Genomic DNA, 17,817 nt, shown 5'->3' with positions numbered 1-17,817 from the left:
AACAATTCGCAATTTTATTGCTGGCTTAATATGCTTTACAATATAATTATATTAATTATTTATACGGACAGGAGTATAAATGACCTGCCGTACATGAGGTGGTATTAACATGCAGGCTGCAACAATCATGTCACCAAAGCTGAATAAAGTATTCGAAAAGGTTCACAGGATCAAAAAAATTGAAAAAGGCTCATTTCTTTTTGAGGAAGGAAATAACGCAAGTGAGCTGTATATTATTCAAAGCGGCAAATTCCAGATCAGCAAGATGGTTGCTGACGGTCGTGAACTGACAATCAGAATGTGCTCAGCCGGTGAATTGGTTGGAGAGCTATCATTGTTCAGCCCTGCATCAAGCCATTTACTTACTGCGAAAGCCTCCGAGAGTGGAACTGTCGCAGTAATCCAGAAGGATAATCTGGAGAATGAAATTGCGAAGGATAATGCGCTCGCGCTGGAATTGGTAAAATGGCTTTCATTACAGCACCGAAAATCACAAACAAGGTTTCGGGACCTTGTTCTGCATGGAAAGAAAGGTGCTTTATATTCGACATTAATACGGATGGCAAACAGCTATGGTGTGGTGACGGACGAAGGAATAAAAATCGATGTTTCCTTGACAAACCAGGAGCTCGCCAATTTTTGCGGCACATCCCGGGAGGTAGTCAACCGACTGCTGAGCGAGTTAAGAAGAAATAATAGCATTTCCATTGATAAGGGCTACATCACTGTTCATGCATTGAATCGGCTCAAAAGAGAAATAGACTGTGAAAGCTGCCCTGTTGAAGTTTGTAATATTGAATAATGATGTTATTTATGTATAGTTTTTATTGATATTTTTAGGCAAGGCTATTTTAAAAGACATTGCTGATTTTAACACCTGTTGATTGGAGCGGAGGGCACTCGACTCCTGCGGGATTAGCGGCCAAGGTGAGACCCCGCAGGAGCGAAGCGGCGAGGAGGCTCACCTGACGCCCCGCGGAAAGCGAGTGCCTGGAGCGGAAATCAACAGACAAGTTTAACAGAGCCAAAGCAAAAAAGCAGAAGCTGCCAGCATTTCCAGGCAGCTTCTGCTTTTCTATTTAAAATGAAAACATCATGATAGTGAAAAACAATCCAGCATTTATTATTTCATAAATACCTACTTTCGTAACGGATACTGGTTTTCCAAATAATACAATCGCCCTAATTAAGCTTGGGACTGCTGCCACTGCAACAGCCTCCTCTCCTGCAGCCAGCCATAAAGCAGGTACAAGGAGATGATAGGTCCATGATATCCATTTAAAGCTATGATTCTTCTTTTCACGAATCATCGTTTTTACATATAGTGTACTGCCTGTAAAAAATAAAATGGAAGCTGCAAATACAAGGACTGCTTTTTCGTTAATCACAGCGCCAGGCAGATAACTGCTGGCCAGCCCAGCTATCGAAAAGACAATAATTGCACTGAGGTCATTCATTAGTGCCCGATCTTTATTTTTTGCTGAAAAATAAGCATTGAGGATGAAGAATGGAATCATCGAAAATCCAAAATAAGCAATAGATGGCGTTGTAAATAACGGAATCATCAAAAACACCAGGGCTGGAATCATATAAATAAGAACCCACTTGCGATAAAAGGGAATTTTCTTCTTTTTAAACATCAATAACAGTGGATATGTTGCTAAATATAATAATACCCAGCCTATGAAAAACGGGACATGCTGCCAGATTACTTCACTTGCCGCTGCTCCCAGCCAGAAAGGGATGATCAACATAGCCCAGGCTCCGTGCTGTTTTGGCATAAATAACTTCATGAATCAACACTCCCTTGTTCTTTCCTGACTTAAATATAGAGTAATTTCAACATCAAATAAGTGAAGCTTATCACATATCACTTTTCCATTTATCGAATGTCATTGAACTGTCAAAAAAAATGTTCTTCTTGTTTTCCTGCGAACACAAAAAAAGCTGAACCAAAAAGGTTCAGTCTCTCTGTATCATATTGAATGTTTTACGCTGTTACATAAAGTTACATTTCATAATCTATGTGAAATCGGCTTTAATATAATTGGTTAGCCAGGTAAAACCAGATTCATCACTCGTATCAAATGATGGGATGTCTTGGTCTATGAGATGCCTTGCCATACTTGCATCACGATAAAAAATGACTTTAATACCAGGCAGTATGTCAAGAAGCTCGAGATCTCCCTTGTCTCTTAGAATGACTGCCTTTGGATACTTCTCGTTTTTGTATCCTTCAATTAGAATCACTTCAGGTTTAAAGAAAGAAAGCATCTCGATTTCTTCCAAAAGAGACCACTGTTTTTGTTCTGCCTGGATAAGGATCCTGCCGTCTCCTTCAACGAGGGAGACAGTTGCACCTGCTGCAATATGGCGCCCTGAATCCTTTGTTTCATCCACCTCTGGCTTACCGCCGTGACCATGGTGCTTGATAGTAGCAATTTTCAGCCCGGATGCAGATAAATGTTCTATCAGCTTTAGACTTAATGTCGTCTTGCCGCTGTCCTGATATCCTGCAATCTGGAAAATGATCGGTTTTACCAAGGCCACTCACTGCCTGTGTGATCTTCGAGCATAAGAACATCAACTTCCATCCCCTGCTCAAAGCCTCTTGTGCCGCCAGGAAGGATCATCAGCGAGTTCGCGCCTGCTAAACTCATGATGATATTTGACTTATCGAGACCGCTCGGAGTTACAACGAGCTTTCCATCCTGGATTGTCAATGCGCTTCTGACAAACCTTGTGAACGGATTTGCTTTTGGGAAATTAGCGTCAAGAATGGCTAATTCCTTTCTTAAATGCGGCAGCTGGGAAAATAGCATTGTCCTGATAATTGGGCGCGCAAACAGTTCAAAGCCTACATAACAGGCAGATGGATTTCCAGATAGTCCAAATAACAGCTTTCCGTCCATCTGAGCTACTGTTGTAACGCTTCCTGGTCTCATCGCTACTTTATTGAAAAGAACCTCGGCACCGATCTTGGCATAAATTTCAGGCAGATAATCATAATCTCCCACAGAAACACCACCAGTGGTGATGAATAAATCCACTTCTTCAATTGCCTTACTGACCGCTTCGAAGCATGTATCGAAATCATCAGGCAGCTGTCCAAAGTATTTCACTTCTGCTCCTGCACGCAGGATTTGAGCCGAGATCATATAGGAATTGCTATTTCGGATTTTTCCAGGCTCTAGAGGTTCATCAACCTCCAGAAGCTCGGTTCCTGTTGCATAAAGCCCTATCACAGGTTTTTTTGCCACAGGCACTTTTGCATATCCGAATGTCGCTAGCATTGCCTGGATCCCTGGGTTGATAAAAGTGCCTTTTTTGACAAGCACTTCCCCCTCCTTTGCATCTTCGCCACGGTAGGAGACATTATCACCTTTCTTATGCTTGCGCTTTGTTTCCATATACTTTTTTCCGTCTCGCTCGACTTCTTTTGTCAATTCAAACATGACAACCGCATCAGCACCAACTGGCATTTGCGCTCCTGTCATGATTCTCACTGCCTGAAAGGGCCCAAGCTCTTTATCAGTTAGCATGCCTGCTCCAATATGGTCAACGACCTCAAACTCAACGGCCTGGGATTGAGAAGCATTCTGTGTGTCAATCGAACGTATAGCATATCCATCATACGGTGCCCTGTCAAAATGCGGAACGTCACTTGTTGCTTTTAGATCCTCAGACAGATAGCGACCGTAGCTTTCATTAATCGAAACGTACTCAGTAGAGCCATTTTTCTTATGCTCCATTACTCTCTTTACAGCCTCTCCAATTGGAATAGGGTTTCTTTTCTCTAACATATATAATCAGCTCCTATTGCAGGTTAAAACTTATCTTGGCTCTTTCGTGTAGCTTGTATTTTACTTAACAGGAACTTAAAAGTCCTAAAAATAAGTGCCATTAATCATCTAAGTGTACTTACTACAAAACATTGTGAAAAAAGTTTTTTAACATTGGTTCTATTAAAGTTCAATGTTGTTGTATGAAACCTGTTGATTGTAGTGGAAGTCGCGAAGACTCCTGCGGGCTTAGCTGGTCAGGTGAGACCCCGCAGGAGTGAAGCGACGAGGAGGCTCAGCGCCAGCCCCGCGGAAAGCGAAGCGCCTGGAACGAAAATCAACAGCTTTATTTAAAAGGCCTAAACATTACGCTTTTCATTATAAGAGTAATGGAAAAATGAAAATATAACAAACCTCACAGTATACACTTTTAAAATTCCCTATAAATATGTAGATTTTTTGTGAAGTGTGATGCACATCACCAGGTAGTTAATCCAATTCCTATATGATGAGTTTGGAAACAGTAATAATAAATATATGGAGGTTTTTTACATGAAAATGCCTTTTAATCAAAATTCATTAGTTAAAGATATTGTTAATTTGTTCCCTCAATCAAGTGATTTATTCAAGAAGAACCGTCTCGATTTTTGCTGTGGCGGCAATCGCCCACTAGCAGAAGCAGCTGCCGAACAGAACCTTAATGTTTCGACGATCATGGTGGAGCTTGAAGATCTATATAAAAAACATAACGGAACTGCAGATAATATGGAGGTTTGGACAGAAACTGATTCTGAAATCCTGATTGACCATATTAAAAATAAATATCATCGCGAACTCCAGGAAGAGCTTACCCTGCTTAGCCCATATGTAACCAAGGTTTCAAAGGTACATGGAGATCGTCATGAAGAACTTTTAAAGGTATATGAACTCTTTTATGAGTTTAAAAAGGAATTACTTGAGCATACCGCCAAGGAAGAGGCAACAGTGTTCCCGATGCTGCTGCAGCTGGATTCAGCCGCCACCGATAAGCGCAAAGAGATGATTTCTGAAATCACTGAACTTGAAAAAGAACATGATCATGCAGGCTCAATCCTTAAAGAATTGCGCGAAATAACATCCGATTTCACTCCGCCTATTGATGCTTGCGGAACTTATCGTTTAGTATACAAGCGGCTGGAAGCACTTGAAGCACATACATTCATGCACGTGCATCTCGAAAACAATATCTTGTTCCCGCGGTATATTGCCTAATTGTGAAAAGACCTCATCAGGATGTGATGAGGTCTTTTCCTATAACACTCCCGAAAAAAGCCTTGCAAAAGACTCCTTCGATCTTTCCATAAAACCACGTTTATAATATTGAACTGGACTGATTTTTTCTGATTCAAGCATATCTTCTTCATAATGGGCGACAAGATCCCTGATCGAGCTTGTGCCAAAAAGGAAAACATTCACCTCAAAGTTCAGGTGGAAGCTCCTCATATCCATATTTGCTGTTCCTATAGACGCAATATTTCCATCTACGATAATCACCTTTTGATGCAGAAAGCCTTTCTTATAAGAATAGATTTCTGCACCGCTCCTTAATAATTCCGAAAAATAAGATCGGCTAGCGTACTGAGTCAAGTAGCTGTCATTGATTTCAGGAACCATGATCCTAACTTCTATTCCCTTTGCAGCCGCAACTCTTAGTGCAGTGCGGATCGCCTCATCTGGAACGAAATATGGCGTCGCTATCCAAATGGACTTTGTTGCACACGACATCATTGTATAATAAAAATCGCTCATGATTCCTTGTTGGGTATCAGGTCCGCTCGCTACAACCTGGATCGCGCCATCCAGTACATCTTCATTATCCTGATTTTTAACGGCAGGATAATTCTCAATAACTCTCTCTCCGCTGACATATTCCCAGTCGAGCAGGAACACGTTGTGAAGTGTATATACTGCTTCACCCGTCAGCACCATATGGGTGTCACGCCAGAACCCAAAGTTTTCGTCCTCGCCAAGGTATTCTACACCGACGTTCAAGCCACCTACAAAACCAATTTCACCATCAATGATCACAATTTTCCGGTGATTTCGGAAGTTGAATTTCTGATTGAAAAATCCATACTTTAGTGGAGAAAATGGCTGTGCTTTGATTCCGGCATCTAACATTTCCTTCAGGTCTTTTGCGGCAAATTTCATGCTGCCGGCCGCATCGAACATGAACAGTACTTCAACTCCCTGCTGCGCTTTTTCTATAAGAATCTCAATGATTTCTTGTCCCAGCCGGTCAGACCTGAAAATATAATATTCAATGTGAATAAATTTTTCAGCTTCCTTCAGCTTCTTCTTAATTTCCGAAAAAGTTTCGTCCCCATTTTTAAGGATCTTTGCTTTTGATCCTGTAGTAATGGGTGTGAACGATGCATTCTTGGCATACTGTGCAAAGCATTGCTGACTATCGATCAAGAAGGATAAGTCACGGGACTCTTCCTTTCTCATTATTTTTTCCCATTCATCCCGATCCCGAGTTCGCTTACTTTTGTATAAATAACCCTTTAAGTATAGCTGTCCGGAAAACAAGTAAAAGAAATAACCTACGACAGGAAATAGGATCAAGACATACATCCACATCAGTGTGTGCTGAGCAGATCGGTTTTCCAGCACCAGCGAATAGATGCTGATTAAGATAATGATGGCATAAACGATTATAGCTCCACTCTTGACTATTTGGCTTAAGTCAGTAAAAAAAACGATATAAATGCAGGCAATCAAAATAAATACAAATAAAAATTCTATTCTTCTTTTAAGCATTCAGGCATTCTCCAAATCATAAATAAGATATATTAGATTCTGTATATACCCATAGTCAGGTTGTTTGGAAACATAGTATGCCCATTATTAGCTTTGAGAAAAGCGGATGCGGATTAATTTATTCAATTAAGGCTTATGACTTCAAATGGCTTATGAAGGACTTTGTCCTATGAGACATCATATGGCACATAAAGAGATTTTCCTTTGCCAGATAGCTATTACCACAAACAATAATCCCCGTATAAAAAGAAAAAGACCCCCGAAGGAGTCTTAGCCGCCTATATAAGACATTTCAATTTTCTTTCTGTTTGCAACTGTTTCCGCTGTCCGTTCATCAGAGTATCTGTCCGTACGATGGTTCCAGATATCTGTTATGCGTGCCCGAAGTTCTTCATCAGTAGCACCATCTCGCATGAAATCACGGATATCATGGCCATTTCCATTGAAGAGGCAAGTGAACAATTGTCCGTTTGCTGATAGACGCGATCTTGTGCAGTTTGAACAGAAGGACTCTGAAACCGATGAAATGAATCCTACATTGATATCAGTACCTTTGTAGCGGTATTTCTTTGCAACTTCCCCGTAATAATCAGGGTCTACTCTCTCCAATTCATAATGCTCGCTTATAATGTCAAACATTTGCTTCTTTGTGATGACATCATCCATTTTCCAGCCATTGGTGCTGCCAACATCCATGAATTCGATGTAGCGTAACTCAATGCCTTCCTTTTTGCAGAATTCAGCCATAGGGAGAATTTCAGAATCATTGAGCCCTTTTTTAATGACAGTATTGATTTTCACACCTAAGCCAGCTTCTTTAGCTGCTTTTATGCCTTCGAGCACAGGGCCAACGCCCACATTGCGGCCGTTGATTTCTCCAAAAAGCTCATCCTTCAAGCTGTCGAGGCTGACATTGACTCTCTTCAGCCCAGCAGCTCTCAACTGCTTTGCATATTTTGGCAGTAGAACTCCGTTTGTCGTTAAGGCAATATCTTTTAGGCCCTCAATCTCATTCAGTTTTTGGACGAGAATCGGGAGATCCTTCCGAAGCAGAGGCTCTCCGCCAGTAAGCCTGATTTTTTCAACCCCAAGTTCAATGAACAATTTTGCCACTCGTTCAATTTCTTCATAAGTCAAAAGCTCACTTTTAGGTAAAAAAGCAAAGTCTGGCCCGAATATTTCTGCAGGCATGCAGTACTGGCAGCGGAAATTGCAGCGATCTATTACTGAAATACGCAAATCTCGAAGTGGTCTATTTAACTGGTCTTTGATTATGTTTTTTACCATATGCGTCAACTCCAATTAGAGAAGTAGGATAAGTGATCGGTATCAGCTACAAATGCAATTCATCTAATATTCTCACACTAACATTATTAGTCCTCTATTTAAATAGTAGATTTTCTTTATATATATATATTACAACATAAAAACTGCCTGGGTAGTGTTTTTTACCCTTAATTGTCATGATGTTGTCAATTTATAGGGAATGGAAAAAACTGCATTAAGCCATTTAATGCAGTTTTTAAACGAGCTTTATTATTTGTTTTTCACAGTTAGCTCACTGAACATGCCGACAAAATTCTTTATTTCTCCTGCTTCATTTTTTACAGGACTGATTGTCAGCCACTCAGGATAAATCGTGCCATTCTTTTTCTTGTTCCAGATTTCTCCCTGCCAGAAGCCATTCTCTTTGATCGCTTGCCACATATCATTGTAGAAGTCCTCTTCATGCTCACCTGAACGAAGAATGCGCGGATTCTTCCCGATAATTTCTTCCGGGGTATAGCCTGTCACCGTAGTGAAGGCTGGATTGACTTGTTCGATATTTCCTTTTACATCCGTGATCATGACACCTTCAATCGTATGGTCAATGATATTTTTTGCCAGGCTTAATTTGTCCTGGTAATACATCCAGAATACGATGATCAAGCTTGCCAGTGCTATTTGTGATAATGCCATGAATCCAATTGCATAGTGTCCAGTCAGGTTGAACAAGAATGCGAGCATCAGCGGAGGGAAGAAGCCTCCCAATCCTCCCATTGCAGAAACGATACCATTCACGATTCCTGCCTGTTTGGAAAAATAGAGCGGGACAAGCTTGAAGATTGTTCCATTTCCTATTCCTGCACAGATGGCTACTGCCAGGCAGCCGATCGTATAAAGTGTCAGAGATGGCATGAATGATAGCAAGATTCCTGAAATCGTCAAACCGGCAAAAACAAACATCAAAATGATGAAAGAATTGAATTTATCTCCCAGCCATCCTCCAATCGGCCTGAAAAATGTTGCAAGTGCGATAAAGCCAGCTGTCCTTAGGCCAGCATCCACTTTTTCAAGATCAAAATGGGTGACAAGGAAATTAGGCAAATAGATTGTAAAGGCTACAAAAGATCCAAAGGTCAGGAAGTAAAATAAGCTCAATGCCCATAGCTTTTGATTTTTATAGACGCTCTTTATTTGTTCTCCTAGAGGAGTGACTACTTTAGGTTCCTTCTTATCCCCAAGCACGAAGTTCAGCAATGCAAAGGAAAGCACCAGGATCAAATACAACTTGACCGTTGTCTGCCATCCGAACTGGGAGGCGAGAACTGGAGCTGAGAAAGTTGAGATCGCAGTCCCCAGGTTACCAACTCCATAAATACCGTTGACGAAGCCGTGGCGTTCTTTAGGATAATATTTTGGCAGTGATGTAACACCTACTGAGAAAACAGCTCCACCGATTCCTGCAAACAATCCGCCAATCAGCAAATCCGTATACGAATCAGCAAGACTGATGAAATAGACTGGGAAAAGCAGCAATGTAAAGCTGATAAAGAATAATTTCCGGGCACCATACTTGTTTGTCCAGTATCCAATAGGAATCCTTAATACAGAACCTAGAACAACAGGAATTGCTGTCGCCATAGCAATCTGGTTTGCAGACATTTTAATATCCTCTTTTATAAATGGCATTAATGAGGATAAGATTACCCATACCATGAACCCCGCTATAAGACTGAGTGTTTGCAATGGAAGCTGAACTTTTTGTGTTTTCATTATTTTTTCTCCCCTTTGAGCTTACTAATTTATTTCCCTAATGGCTTTGAAATTGTCATAGCAGCTTTCTATGGGTAAATCGTAAAAAATTCACAAGCTTTTAGATGTGACGAACTTCACACCTATTTCTATGTTCAATAAACCGTCACAGATGTCTTCAAACATGTAAATTATCTGCCTTTGTTAATCGATATAATAAAATTAGAGCAATTTGTTTCGAAAATGTGAACAAAAAGGTCCTAGAATGTGACGACATTTTGACACTTACCGTTCCTGTATTTAGTTAACACTATGCCGGTGTTATTATTGTGACAATAAATACTTTGACACGTGAGCCAGACATTAGTTTTACCTCTCAAAAAATGAAAAGGGTGATGACCATGCTACATGCACATAAAGTAACTCATTCGATTGAAATCAAAGAATTGCTCCAGTTTGCTGACAGGACGATCCAAGTTAAAAAGGGATCATATCTGTTCCAGGAAGGCATGGAAGCAGAGGAACTTTATTTGATTCTCGGAGGTAAGGTCCAAATCAGTAAGGTCACACAAGATGGCCGTGAGCTCGCCCTTAGAATTTGCGGAGAAAACGATATTTGCGGCGAATTGACTTTATTTACGGATGCTCCAAAATATCTTCTTAGTGCCCTTATCATAGAAGATGCCAAGATTGCAGCCATCAGAAAAGATGTCATTGAAAAGGAAATATTCCAGAATCCATCGCTTGCATTCGAATTCATGAAATGGATGAGCGACCATTTCCGCAAAACACAAACGAAGTTCCGCGACCTTGTACTGAACGGAAAAAAAGGTGCATTGTTCTCGACACTGATTCGTATGACAAACAGTTACGGTTTGCAAAAAGATAATGGCATCCTCATCGACCTTCCGTTAACAAACCAGGAGCTGGCGAACTTCTGCGGCACTTCTCGTGAAAGCACGAATCGAATCCTGAATGAGCTTAAGCGTGAAGAAATCATTTCAATCAAAAAAGGGAAAATCCTTGTACACGACGTTGACTATTTACGTCAGGAAATCGGCTGTGAAAACTGTCCGGCAGTGTTTTGCAGTATAGATTGATATTCATTTACAATTTGAATAAGAAAACGAGTGAGGCTTCTAGCTTCACTCGTTTTTTTTAATGGATGGGTCTTATTTCTGCTACAAAGATTCAAAATCAACAATAACCTTAACACAGCCTATTGACTAAGCTCCTTAGACATGACGCAGGAGCTCTTATCTAACTTTGTTTCTGTTTTCTCAGGGCTTTAGGAATGTAAACGCAGAATGGTTCACTTTCCAGATAGTCTCCGGTCATAGCATAGGCGCGTGAACGGGATCCGCCACAAACATGCCTGAATTCACATACTCCGCATTTCCCTTTGTATTCATCTGGATTCCTTAATGACTTGAAAACAGGGGAATCCCTGTATATTTCAGCAAGCGGCTGCTCCCTGACGTTACCAGCTTTTACTGGCAAAAGGCCGCTAGGATAGACGTCCCCAGTATGAGAGATAAATACAAAGCCATTTCCGTCATTGACCCCTTTTGGCGCCCTGCCAAGGCCATCAATCGAACCTGTCAGTCCTTCTTTGGTCAATGCAGTGAGATAATCGATTTCTTCTGTATGGTCTTTTGCTTCCCGCATTTTTTGCTGGATTACGACCCTGCGGTAATGCTGGGCAGCTGTTGTTTTTATATCGAACTTCACTCGTTTGCTTAAATCATACAGCCAGGTAAATACCTTCTCGTGCTCAACAGGTGAAATCATGTCTTTTTCCTGCCCCCGCCCTGTAGGCACCAAGAAAAACACACTCCACAAAACACAATCCAGTTCCTCAACCATTTTTGCCATTTCATCTAAATAATCAATATTATAGCGTGATATAACGGTATTAATTTGAATAGGTATTTCCAGTTCATGCAAGTACTTGATTCTTTCCATAGTTAAATCAAATGACCCTGCTGTTCCTCTGAAATGGTCATGAACTTCAGCATTTGGACCGTCAATACTGAATGCCCAGCGTGACAATCCTACATCTTTGGCTTTTTCGATCGCTTCCTTCGTAACATTCGGCGTTGCACTTGGCGTCATTGAAACACGGACACCTTTTTTAACCGCATAAGCTGCGATATCAAAAACGTCCTCTCTCATTAGAGGGTCTCCACCAGTAAAAACAAGCATTGGATTATTCATTTCGTATATTTGATCAATCAGCGCTTTGCCTTCCTCAAAGGACAATTCACGCGGATCTCTTCTATATTGTGCCTCAGCACGGCAGTGAAGGCATTTCAGCTGACAAGCTCTGGTCAGTTCCCAAATTACAATGAATGGGTTTTTGTTAAAATCTCTTGAAAACATCATTTGGCGCCTCCTTCAGTACTTCTCTATAAAAGAAGTATAGAAGTATTTGCAACTTGATTAAGTGAACTACCTCACTTAAAAGCGGCTGAGTTGATGTTTTGTATGACAATTTTGTGACTGACAGACCTGTGGAGACTTCCAAAAAAACACGTTGCGATTTTCACCTTTGAAATGTTAGCGGAACACCTCTCATACCAATTCGTTGAGATTTCGGCCTTTGAATTGTTATCGGAATCATTCTCTTAACAACTCGTTCTGATTTTTCACCTATGAGTTGTCTTCGGAACCCCTCTCATAACAACTTGCTCCGATTTTTCACCTGTGAGTTGTCTTCGGAACCCCTCTCATAACAACTCGTTCCGATTTTTCACCTATGAGTTGTCTTCGGAACCCCTCTCATAACAACTCGATGTGATTTTTCATCTGAGAGTTGTCTTCGGAACCCCTCTCATAACAACTCGATGTGATTTTTCACCTTTGAGTTGTTATCGCTCAGGCATTCATGAATGCAAAAAAGCAGCAAGGGAGCTCCCTGCTGCTTTTTTAACATGCATTTTAAACTTGAGTCTTAGTCTCTGACACCAAGCGCGATTTTCGCGTAGCGTGACATCCTGTCCTTTGACCAAGGCGGGTTGAACACGATATTTACTTCTGTTTCTTTTATCTCAGGAAGGTCTGCGAGTGCCAGCTTTACTTGTTCGACGATTGTGCCGGCAAGAGGGCAACCCATCGAAGTCAAGGTCATTGTTACAGTTGCCAGGCCAGCATCGTTCAAATCAACATCATATACGAGCCCTAAATTAACGATATCGACGCCAAGTTCAGGGTCAACGACCATTTCAAGCGCACCCATAATGCTATCTTTTAAATCTTGATCCATTGGTGAACACTCCTTTGCAATGCTTGTACTAAGCTCTTTTCGTAAAATTTTGCTGCTTTTATATTACTGGGCCAGGAGCTTGTCGAAAAGCGTCCAAAAAACGTTAAGTAAGCTAAAAAAGCCTGTTACAGAAAACAAAATCCTATGGGAAAACAGCCTATTTCTATCATAACAATGATTCAGATTCATTTAAAGTGTAAAGGCAATTATATATGCTTTTCAAACCAGTTCGCCGCTGCGACAACGCCTGCGTTCGAAACTGCGTGGCCTGCCTTTTCATCTGTTATGAATTCAAACACTCCTGATGTACCTTCGTAGCTTTTCCTGTTTTGCTCATAAAAATGATATGCACTATGATACGGTACCACTTTATCCAGCTTTCCATGCCAGAACAACACGGGACGCTTATTTAATTTTTCCGGCTGAAGGCTCAAATCATATTGTTTAAGCTGATTTAATAATGCCGAAATTTCATCTTTGGATATGCCTAACTCAACATTTCGTTTTTCCATTTCATTCAGCTGCCAGAGTGCAAATTGTTCATACGACGGATTGCCCATCAAGCTGACTGCGGCTTTTATCCAATCATATTTCGCTAAGGCACCAAGTGTTGTGATGGCTCCCATGGATGTTCCGGCAACTCCGATTCTCGTTGGATCCACTAGACCTTCTTCAGCTAGGTTGTCCTTAATAATTGAAAGCTCTTCAATTGAGGTAAGGACAATTTCCCAAAAACGGAAGCCAAGCTCCATCTCACAGAATCCCTTTGCTCGCTCCCCATGGTATTTTGCTTCCGGCATCACGACCCTGAAGCCTTTTTCAGCAAAAAGGTATGCTGCATGCATATTCCTTTCCTTCGTGCTTGTAAAGCCATGAAGAAAAATAATCAAAGGTATTCTGTCTGAAAATTGCTTTTGTTTTACTATATGGAGAACGGGAATATCTTTAATGCGTTTTTTTTCCACTAAAATCAACGTTGAACCCCCCTGGATATGCTTGAACGGAAATTCTGCAGTTATCCTTAAAGCGAATTTACCGCTCTGTAAAATTAGAAAAATGATTTTTTTACAATTTATATGTAAAATGGTTAGCATAGTGGTTATAAGATAAATTTATAACCAATCCAATATATGTATTGTAGAACTCTTAAGAAAAAAGAGCCACTCAAACGCATATCATTAAGAAAAGTGTTAGCGCCTGAGTGAGCGTGGCCGGAGAAAATCCGGCCAGGCACTGGAATAAGTATCTAAAACAGTTGGAAGAAGGAGTTTTTATGGCTGAAAAACATTTAATCGCATTAGACCTAGACGGTACTTTACTAACAGACGATAAAAGAATTTCCGAAACAAATAAACGAGTAATCCAAAAAGCGCGTGATGCTGGCCATATTGTCATGATTGCTACGGGAAGGCCATTCCGTTCAAGTGAAATGTACTACCATGAGCTTGAACTTGATACACCGATCGTAAACTTCAATGGAGCTTTCATCCATCATCCGCTTGATACAAAGTGGGGTGTACACCATTCCCCTCTGTCAATTGATGTGGCGAAGGATATCGTTGAAGCGCTTGATGATTTTAAATACCACAATATCATCGCTGAGGTAATTGACGATGTATACGTTCATTACCACGATGAAAAATTGATGGATATATTCAATTTGGGGAATCCGAATATCACAACTGGAGACCTTAGAAGATACTTAAAGACATCCCCTACAAGTATGCTGATCCATTCTGAAGAAGAAGATGTAAAAAAAATTCGTGCACACTTAACTGAGGTGCATGCTGAAGTCATTGATCACAGAAGCTGGGCTGCTCCATTCCATGTTGTTGAAATTGTTAAATACGGTTTGAATAAAGCTGTAGGCTTAAAGAAAGCTTCTGATTATTTCCAAATCCCTGCTGATAGGATCATTGCTTTCGGGGATGAAGACAATGATTTAGAAATGCTTGAATACGCAGGACGCGGGATAGCTATGGGCAATGCGATTGACGTGGTGAAAAATATCGCAAATGATATCACCCTTACAAACGAAGAAGATGGAATCGGTGTTTACTTGAACGATCTTCTAAATTTAAAAGCCCTTTAATATAGAAGTATTACCCTGACCTTAAATTGCCGCTGCCAATTTGCACCTTCAAACTGGTTTTCGATTGATTCGATTCCTTAAGGAGCATACTAGTCTTGAAGCGGCTTAGAGCCTGTTTCAATTCGCTCGTATATGGAGGGGTAAACGATGGGTAAAAGCAATAAATCCAAACGTTTTGTTCAGCAAGGTGCAGATACTGTTTCCAAGCATAGTCAACGAATCCCTTACCACACCACATATGCCGAAGCTGAAGCGCAAAAAATGGCCAATGTTAAAGAGTCCTCGTTAGGAGGAATATAAATGGGAAACAGGCTTTTTCAGGAAGCAAGAAATGCTGTACAATTAGCAAAAACAGCACAGCCTGCGGAACAGACATCGGCGATCTCTACCGCTAAAAACGCTCTGTCATCAGCCTATGCCAACACGACTATGGCTGAAAAAGAGCAGCTTCGGTCATTTCAGGACGAGCTGAATTCGATTGAAAGCAAGTAAAAGAAAAGCTGGCGGATTATTTTCCGCCAGCTTTTCTTTTTAAACTTTTATTAACAAATCGATGACTAGAGAGATAAGTGCAGGACTCCTGTGGGCATGTTAGAGATGGTTTGATCCGATCTAGAGATCTTTTTCATCATCCAGGCGCCATGGTTTGCTCATGAGAGATATCAGTCGACTTCCTCGACGAAATGTTCGCTTTCCGCTGAGGGTCGAGTCTCCTATGGTACTTCATAATGTGGACTATAAAAAGGACACCTTAAATTGATCCACCAATAAGGCCCGCCCTTGGATACTTGTAAAAAAACAAAAAATGGAAAAAGAGTTTGCCAATAAGGCCTCTTGCTTTCCTGAATGAACATAAATTGGAAAAAGAGGGCATCTATAAGGACTCTTGGATTTCAAAATAAACATAAATTGGAAAAAAACGACGCCAAAAAGACCTCTTGGGTCTCAAAATAAACATAAATTGGAAAAAAGCGGCGCCAATAAGACCTCTTGGGTCTCTAAATAAACATAAATTGGAAAAAGAATACGCCAACAAGCCCTCTTGACTCCCTAAATAAACATAATTTTGAAAAAGACGGTACCAATAACACCTCTTACTTACCTAAAAAGGCAATTGTAAATTCTCAAATGTGTTTTATACAACATTTTCTCCCACCGGGCCCAACCGGTGTACCAAGGGCCTTCTATTTATTGTTGTTGAATCTCTCCAATAGGACAGGGTAAGCGTGAATGATCTTACCATCTTTGCTTCGTTCATAAAGATTCAAAATGACTGAGCCGTTTTGAGGCAGCTTTTCCATGGAGATGGACACACCGATCTCAAAGGGCTTCCATTGCGGATATTTTGATCCTGGAACTATTTCAGCTTCACTTATCAGTTCATTATGGCCATCCTCAACAGTGTAGTAAAACTTACCGCTCGTTGGTCTTGCTTCTCCGGTTATTTTATAATCCCCCTTACTCCCTTCTGCCTGCACTCCCTTAAATACAGGGTTCTCTCCAGGAACATACATTTTTTTTGTATCAGTAAGCATTCTTTGAACGGATATTGGCCTGCCGTCTAGACTGACCGCTTTGAGCTTTGCTGCGACGGTATAGTCGCCTTCTTTCACTCTTGTCCCTTCAGTTGTATAATCCCAAGTCTCTCTCCATTTGATGCTTTGCTGAGGCTGCAGTGTCAATGTTTCAAATGCCTGTGCAAAGGCTTTTCCATCTGAGTATTGATACACCTTTTTCTTGTTTTCATTGACTACTGTGATTTCATATTTCTGAGATGTAGGAAACTCGAACGAAATTGGTTCATTTCCATCATTCCTTAAATACAATTCAAACTCCGCCATTTCCGGTCCTGCCACAGGGTCAATAAAAAAATTGAAATCACTCTGGTTAACTGTTTGTTTTTCCTCTCCAATAGCAAGTGCTGGCGCCACGGCAATCAAAAGCAACATGATAAGCAAGCTGATTTTCCTCATTCACTTACACTCCTTCTCTAAAGTTACTCCTTTCTGAAAAACCCGAATATTCCCGTCGTCTGGACAATATTCGTAAAGGCTTGCGGATCGACATCCTTGATAATTCTCTCAAGGTCGTACATCTCATATCTTGTTATGACGATAATAAGCATTTCTTTTTGTTCGCCTGAGAAAGCTCCTTTAGCAGGCAGTAATGTAATGCCTCGTACTAATTTATCGTGAATGGCTTTCTTTAATTCATCTGATTTTTTTGTAATGATCATGGCTGTCAATTTTTCATGGCGAGTATGGATTGCATCAATGACACGAGTCGATACATATAAAGCCACTAAAGTATAAAGAGCATTTTCCCAGCCAAAAATATATCCTGCTGTCAATATAATGATGCCGTTTAACGTAAAGAAATATGTACCAACGGGACGGTCATTCATACGGGAAAGGACCATGGCAATAATGTCCATCCCCCCTGTTGACGCTCCCCATTTCAACGTAAGCCCTACACCAAAAGCGGCTATCACTCCGCCAAAAACGGCGTTCAGTAAAATATCTGTTGAAACTTCTTTTACCGGAAGAACTTCCAGGAAAAAGGAGGAAAGGACCACAGAAATAAAACTATACAGGGTAAACGATCTCCCTACTTTCATCCATCCGAGGATGGTCACTGGTATATTCAAGAGCAAGAGAAGAACCCCTGTCGAAATATTAAATGGTGCGTATTCACCCAGAATGCTTGATACGAGCTGTGCAATTCCTGTAAAGCCGCTTGCATAAACATTTGCCGGGATTAAGAAAAAGTTTAGTGACATCGCATTAAGCAATGCACCAATCACTACGATGATGATTTTTTTCGTTTCCATCCAGACCATGAAAATCCCCCTTTATTTTTTC

At 40.8% G+C, this 17,817-nt stretch carries 17 protein-coding genes; 6 read left to right on the top strand and 11 right to left on the bottom strand.

The genetic code is table 11. From position 1 onward, the window contains the following. Positions 1–109 precede the first annotated feature (109 nt). Positions 110–802 (top strand): Crp/Fnr family transcriptional regulator, encoded by a 693-nt coding sequence (locus AABM38_RS06710; protein ID WP_423409691.1) that lies wholly within the window; start codon positions 110–112, stop codon positions 800–802. A 277-nt stretch (positions 803–1,079) separates the two neighbouring features. On the opposite strand, the gene AABM38_RS06705 is transcribed toward AABM38_RS06710, so the two are convergent. From AABM38_RS06705 to glp, 3 genes are all read right to left on the bottom strand, one after another. Then, entirely contained in the window at positions 1,080–1,793 is a 714-nt protein-coding gene (locus tag AABM38_RS06705) for a YwiC-like family protein (protein ID WP_423409690.1), read from the bottom strand. Between the two features lie 229 nt (positions 1,794–2,022). Further along, on the bottom strand, positions 2,023–2,550 hold the full coding sequence (gene mobB, locus AABM38_RS06700) for a molybdopterin-guanine dinucleotide biosynthesis protein B (protein ID WP_423409689.1): 528 nt from the start codon (positions 2,548–2,550) through the stop codon (positions 2,023–2,025). Continuing rightward, complete coding sequence (glp, locus tag AABM38_RS06695) at positions 2,538–3,803, bottom strand: gephyrin-like molybdotransferase Glp (protein WP_423409688.1); 1,266 nt, start codon at positions 3,801–3,803, stop codon at positions 2,538–2,540. The genes mobB and glp overlap by 13 nt, the downstream gene beginning before the upstream one ends. A gap of 531 nt (positions 3,804–4,334) precedes the next feature. On the opposite strand from glp, the gene ric reads away from it, so the two are divergent. Continuing rightward, positions 4,335–5,033 (top strand): iron-sulfur cluster repair di-iron protein, encoded by a 699-nt coding sequence (gene ric, locus AABM38_RS06690; protein WP_423409687.1) that lies wholly within the window; start codon positions 4,335–4,337, stop codon positions 5,031–5,033. 39 nt (positions 5,034–5,072) lie between these two features. Here the strand turns inward: ric and cls are convergent, their stop codons facing one another. The 3 genes from cls to AABM38_RS06675 form a co-directional block, all read right to left on the bottom strand. Then, the gene (gene cls / locus AABM38_RS06685; RefSeq protein WP_423409686.1) at positions 5,073–6,584 is read right to left on the bottom strand and encodes a cardiolipin synthase; all 1,512 of its coding nucleotides are present in this window, start codon (positions 6,582–6,584) and stop codon (positions 5,073–5,075) included. 270 nt (positions 6,585–6,854) lie between these two features. Continuing rightward, positions 6,855–7,871, bottom strand: a complete 1,017-nt coding sequence (gene moaA, locus AABM38_RS06680; RefSeq protein WP_423409685.1) for a GTP 3',8-cyclase MoaA — start codon at positions 7,869–7,871, stop codon at positions 6,855–6,857. Between the two features lie 249 nt (positions 7,872–8,120). Next, positions 8,121–9,620: a nitrate/nitrite transporter gene (locus AABM38_RS06675; RefSeq protein ID WP_423409684.1), complete on the bottom strand. Its 1,500-nt coding sequence runs from the start codon at positions 9,618–9,620 to the stop codon at positions 8,121–8,123. A 380-nt stretch (positions 9,621–10,000) separates the two neighbouring features. On the opposite strand from AABM38_RS06675, the gene AABM38_RS06670 reads away from it, so the two are divergent. Next, on the top strand, positions 10,001–10,699 hold the full coding sequence (locus AABM38_RS06670) for a Crp/Fnr family transcriptional regulator (protein WP_335378386.1): 699 nt from the start codon (positions 10,001–10,003) through the stop codon (positions 10,697–10,699). Between the two features lie 160 nt (positions 10,700–10,859). On the opposite strand, the gene AABM38_RS06665 is transcribed toward AABM38_RS06670, so the two are convergent. The 3 genes from AABM38_RS06665 to AABM38_RS06655 form a co-directional block, all read right to left on the bottom strand. Continuing rightward, positions 10,860–11,984 carry a TIGR04053 family radical SAM/SPASM domain-containing protein gene (locus tag AABM38_RS06665; RefSeq protein WP_423409683.1) on the bottom strand — a complete coding sequence of 375 codons (1,125 nt, stop codon included), beginning with the start codon at positions 11,982–11,984 and terminating at the stop codon, positions 10,860–10,862. 568 nt (positions 11,985–12,552) lie between these two features. Next, positions 12,553–12,864: a metal-sulfur cluster assembly factor gene (locus AABM38_RS06660; RefSeq protein WP_423409682.1), complete on the bottom strand. Its 312-nt coding sequence runs from the start codon at positions 12,862–12,864 to the stop codon at positions 12,553–12,555. Between the two features lie 206 nt (positions 12,865–13,070). Continuing rightward, positions 13,071–13,829 carry a prolyl oligopeptidase family serine peptidase gene (locus AABM38_RS06655; protein WP_423410682.1) on the bottom strand — a complete coding sequence of 253 codons (759 nt, stop codon included), beginning with the start codon at positions 13,827–13,829 and terminating at the stop codon, positions 13,071–13,073. A 308-nt stretch (positions 13,830–14,137) separates the two neighbouring features. Between AABM38_RS06655 and AABM38_RS06650 the strand changes: the two genes are divergently transcribed. The 3 genes from AABM38_RS06650 to AABM38_RS06640 all read left to right on the top strand — a co-directional run bounded on the left by AABM38_RS06650 (position 14,138) and on the right by AABM38_RS06640 (position 15,448). Beyond that, complete coding sequence (locus AABM38_RS06650) at positions 14,138–14,956, top strand: Cof-type HAD-IIB family hydrolase (protein ID WP_423409681.1); 819 nt, start codon at positions 14,138–14,140, stop codon at positions 14,954–14,956. Positions 14,957–15,103: 147 nt separating this feature from the next. Next, the gene (locus tag AABM38_RS06645) at positions 15,104–15,256 is read left to right on the top strand and encodes a hypothetical protein (protein ID WP_335430027.1); all 153 of its coding nucleotides are present in this window, start codon (positions 15,104–15,106) and stop codon (positions 15,254–15,256) included. Beyond that, the gene (locus tag AABM38_RS06640; protein WP_423409680.1) at positions 15,257–15,448 is read left to right on the top strand and encodes a DUF3813 domain-containing protein; all 192 of its coding nucleotides are present in this window, start codon (positions 15,257–15,259) and stop codon (positions 15,446–15,448) included. A 692-nt stretch (positions 15,449–16,140) separates the two neighbouring features. Here the strand turns inward: AABM38_RS06640 and AABM38_RS06635 are convergent. Together AABM38_RS06635 and AABM38_RS06630 are read right to left on the bottom strand one after the other, a co-directional pair. After that, positions 16,141–16,929 (bottom strand): BsuPI-related putative proteinase inhibitor, encoded by a 789-nt coding sequence (locus tag AABM38_RS06635; protein WP_423409679.1) that lies wholly within the window; start codon positions 16,927–16,929, stop codon positions 16,141–16,143. Positions 16,930–16,952: 23 nt separating this feature from the next. Beyond that, the gene (locus AABM38_RS06630; RefSeq protein ID WP_423409678.1) at positions 16,953–17,795 is read right to left on the bottom strand and encodes a YitT family protein; all 843 of its coding nucleotides are present in this window, start codon (positions 17,793–17,795) and stop codon (positions 16,953–16,955) included. Positions 17,796–17,817: the final 22 nt, after the last annotated feature.

The organism is Heyndrickxia sp. MSNUG, from assembly GCF_049532715.1.
Taxonomy (GTDB): domain Bacteria; phylum Bacillota; class Bacilli; order Bacillales; family Cytobacillaceae; genus Mesobacillus.
This window is presented reverse-complemented; position numbering and strand designations above follow the sequence as displayed.

Excerpts from the sequence above, each read along its gene's own strand:
- AABM38_RS06710 (WP_423409691.1), top strand. The coding sequence starts at position 110 with ATGCAGGCTGCAACAATCATGTCACCAAAGCTGAATAAAGTATTCGAA.
- AABM38_RS06705 (WP_423409690.1), bottom strand. The coding sequence starts at position 1,793 with ATGAAGTTATTTATGCCAAAACAGCACGGAGCCTGGGCTATGTTGATC.
- glp (WP_423409688.1), bottom strand. The coding sequence starts at position 3,803 with ATGTTAGAGAAAAGAAACCCTATTCCAATTGGAGAGGCTGTAAAGAGA.
- ric (WP_423409687.1), top strand. The coding sequence starts at position 4,335 with ATGAAAATGCCTTTTAATCAAAATTCATTAGTTAAAGATATTGTTAAT.
- cls (WP_423409686.1), bottom strand. The coding sequence starts at position 6,584 with ATGCTTAAAAGAAGAATAGAATTTTTATTTGTATTTATTTTGATTGCC.
- moaA (WP_423409685.1), bottom strand. The coding sequence starts at position 7,871 with ATGGTAAAAAACATAATCAAAGACCAGTTAAATAGACCACTTCGAGAT.
- AABM38_RS06675 (WP_423409684.1), bottom strand. The coding sequence starts at position 9,620 with ATGAAAACACAAAAAGTTCAGCTTCCATTGCAAACACTCAGTCTTATA.
- AABM38_RS06670 (WP_335378386.1), top strand. The coding sequence starts at position 10,001 with ATGCTACATGCACATAAAGTAACTCATTCGATTGAAATCAAAGAATTG.
- AABM38_RS06665 (WP_423409683.1), bottom strand. The coding sequence starts at position 11,984 with ATGATGTTTTCAAGAGATTTTAACAAAAACCCATTCATTGTAATTTGG.
- AABM38_RS06660 (WP_423409682.1), bottom strand. The coding sequence starts at position 12,864 with ATGGATCAAGATTTAAAAGATAGCATTATGGGTGCGCTTGAAATGGTC.
- AABM38_RS06650 (WP_423409681.1), top strand. The coding sequence starts at position 14,138 with ATGGCTGAAAAACATTTAATCGCATTAGACCTAGACGGTACTTTACTA.
- AABM38_RS06645 (WP_335430027.1), top strand. The coding sequence starts at position 15,104 with ATGGGTAAAAGCAATAAATCCAAACGTTTTGTTCAGCAAGGTGCAGAT.
- AABM38_RS06640 (WP_423409680.1), top strand. The coding sequence starts at position 15,257 with ATGGGAAACAGGCTTTTTCAGGAAGCAAGAAATGCTGTACAATTAGCA.
- AABM38_RS06635 (WP_423409679.1), bottom strand. The coding sequence starts at position 16,929 with ATGAGGAAAATCAGCTTGCTTATCATGTTGCTTTTGATTGCCGTGGCG.
- AABM38_RS06630 (WP_423409678.1), bottom strand. The coding sequence starts at position 17,795 with ATGGTCTGGATGGAAACGAAAAAAATCATCATCGTAGTGATTGGTGCA.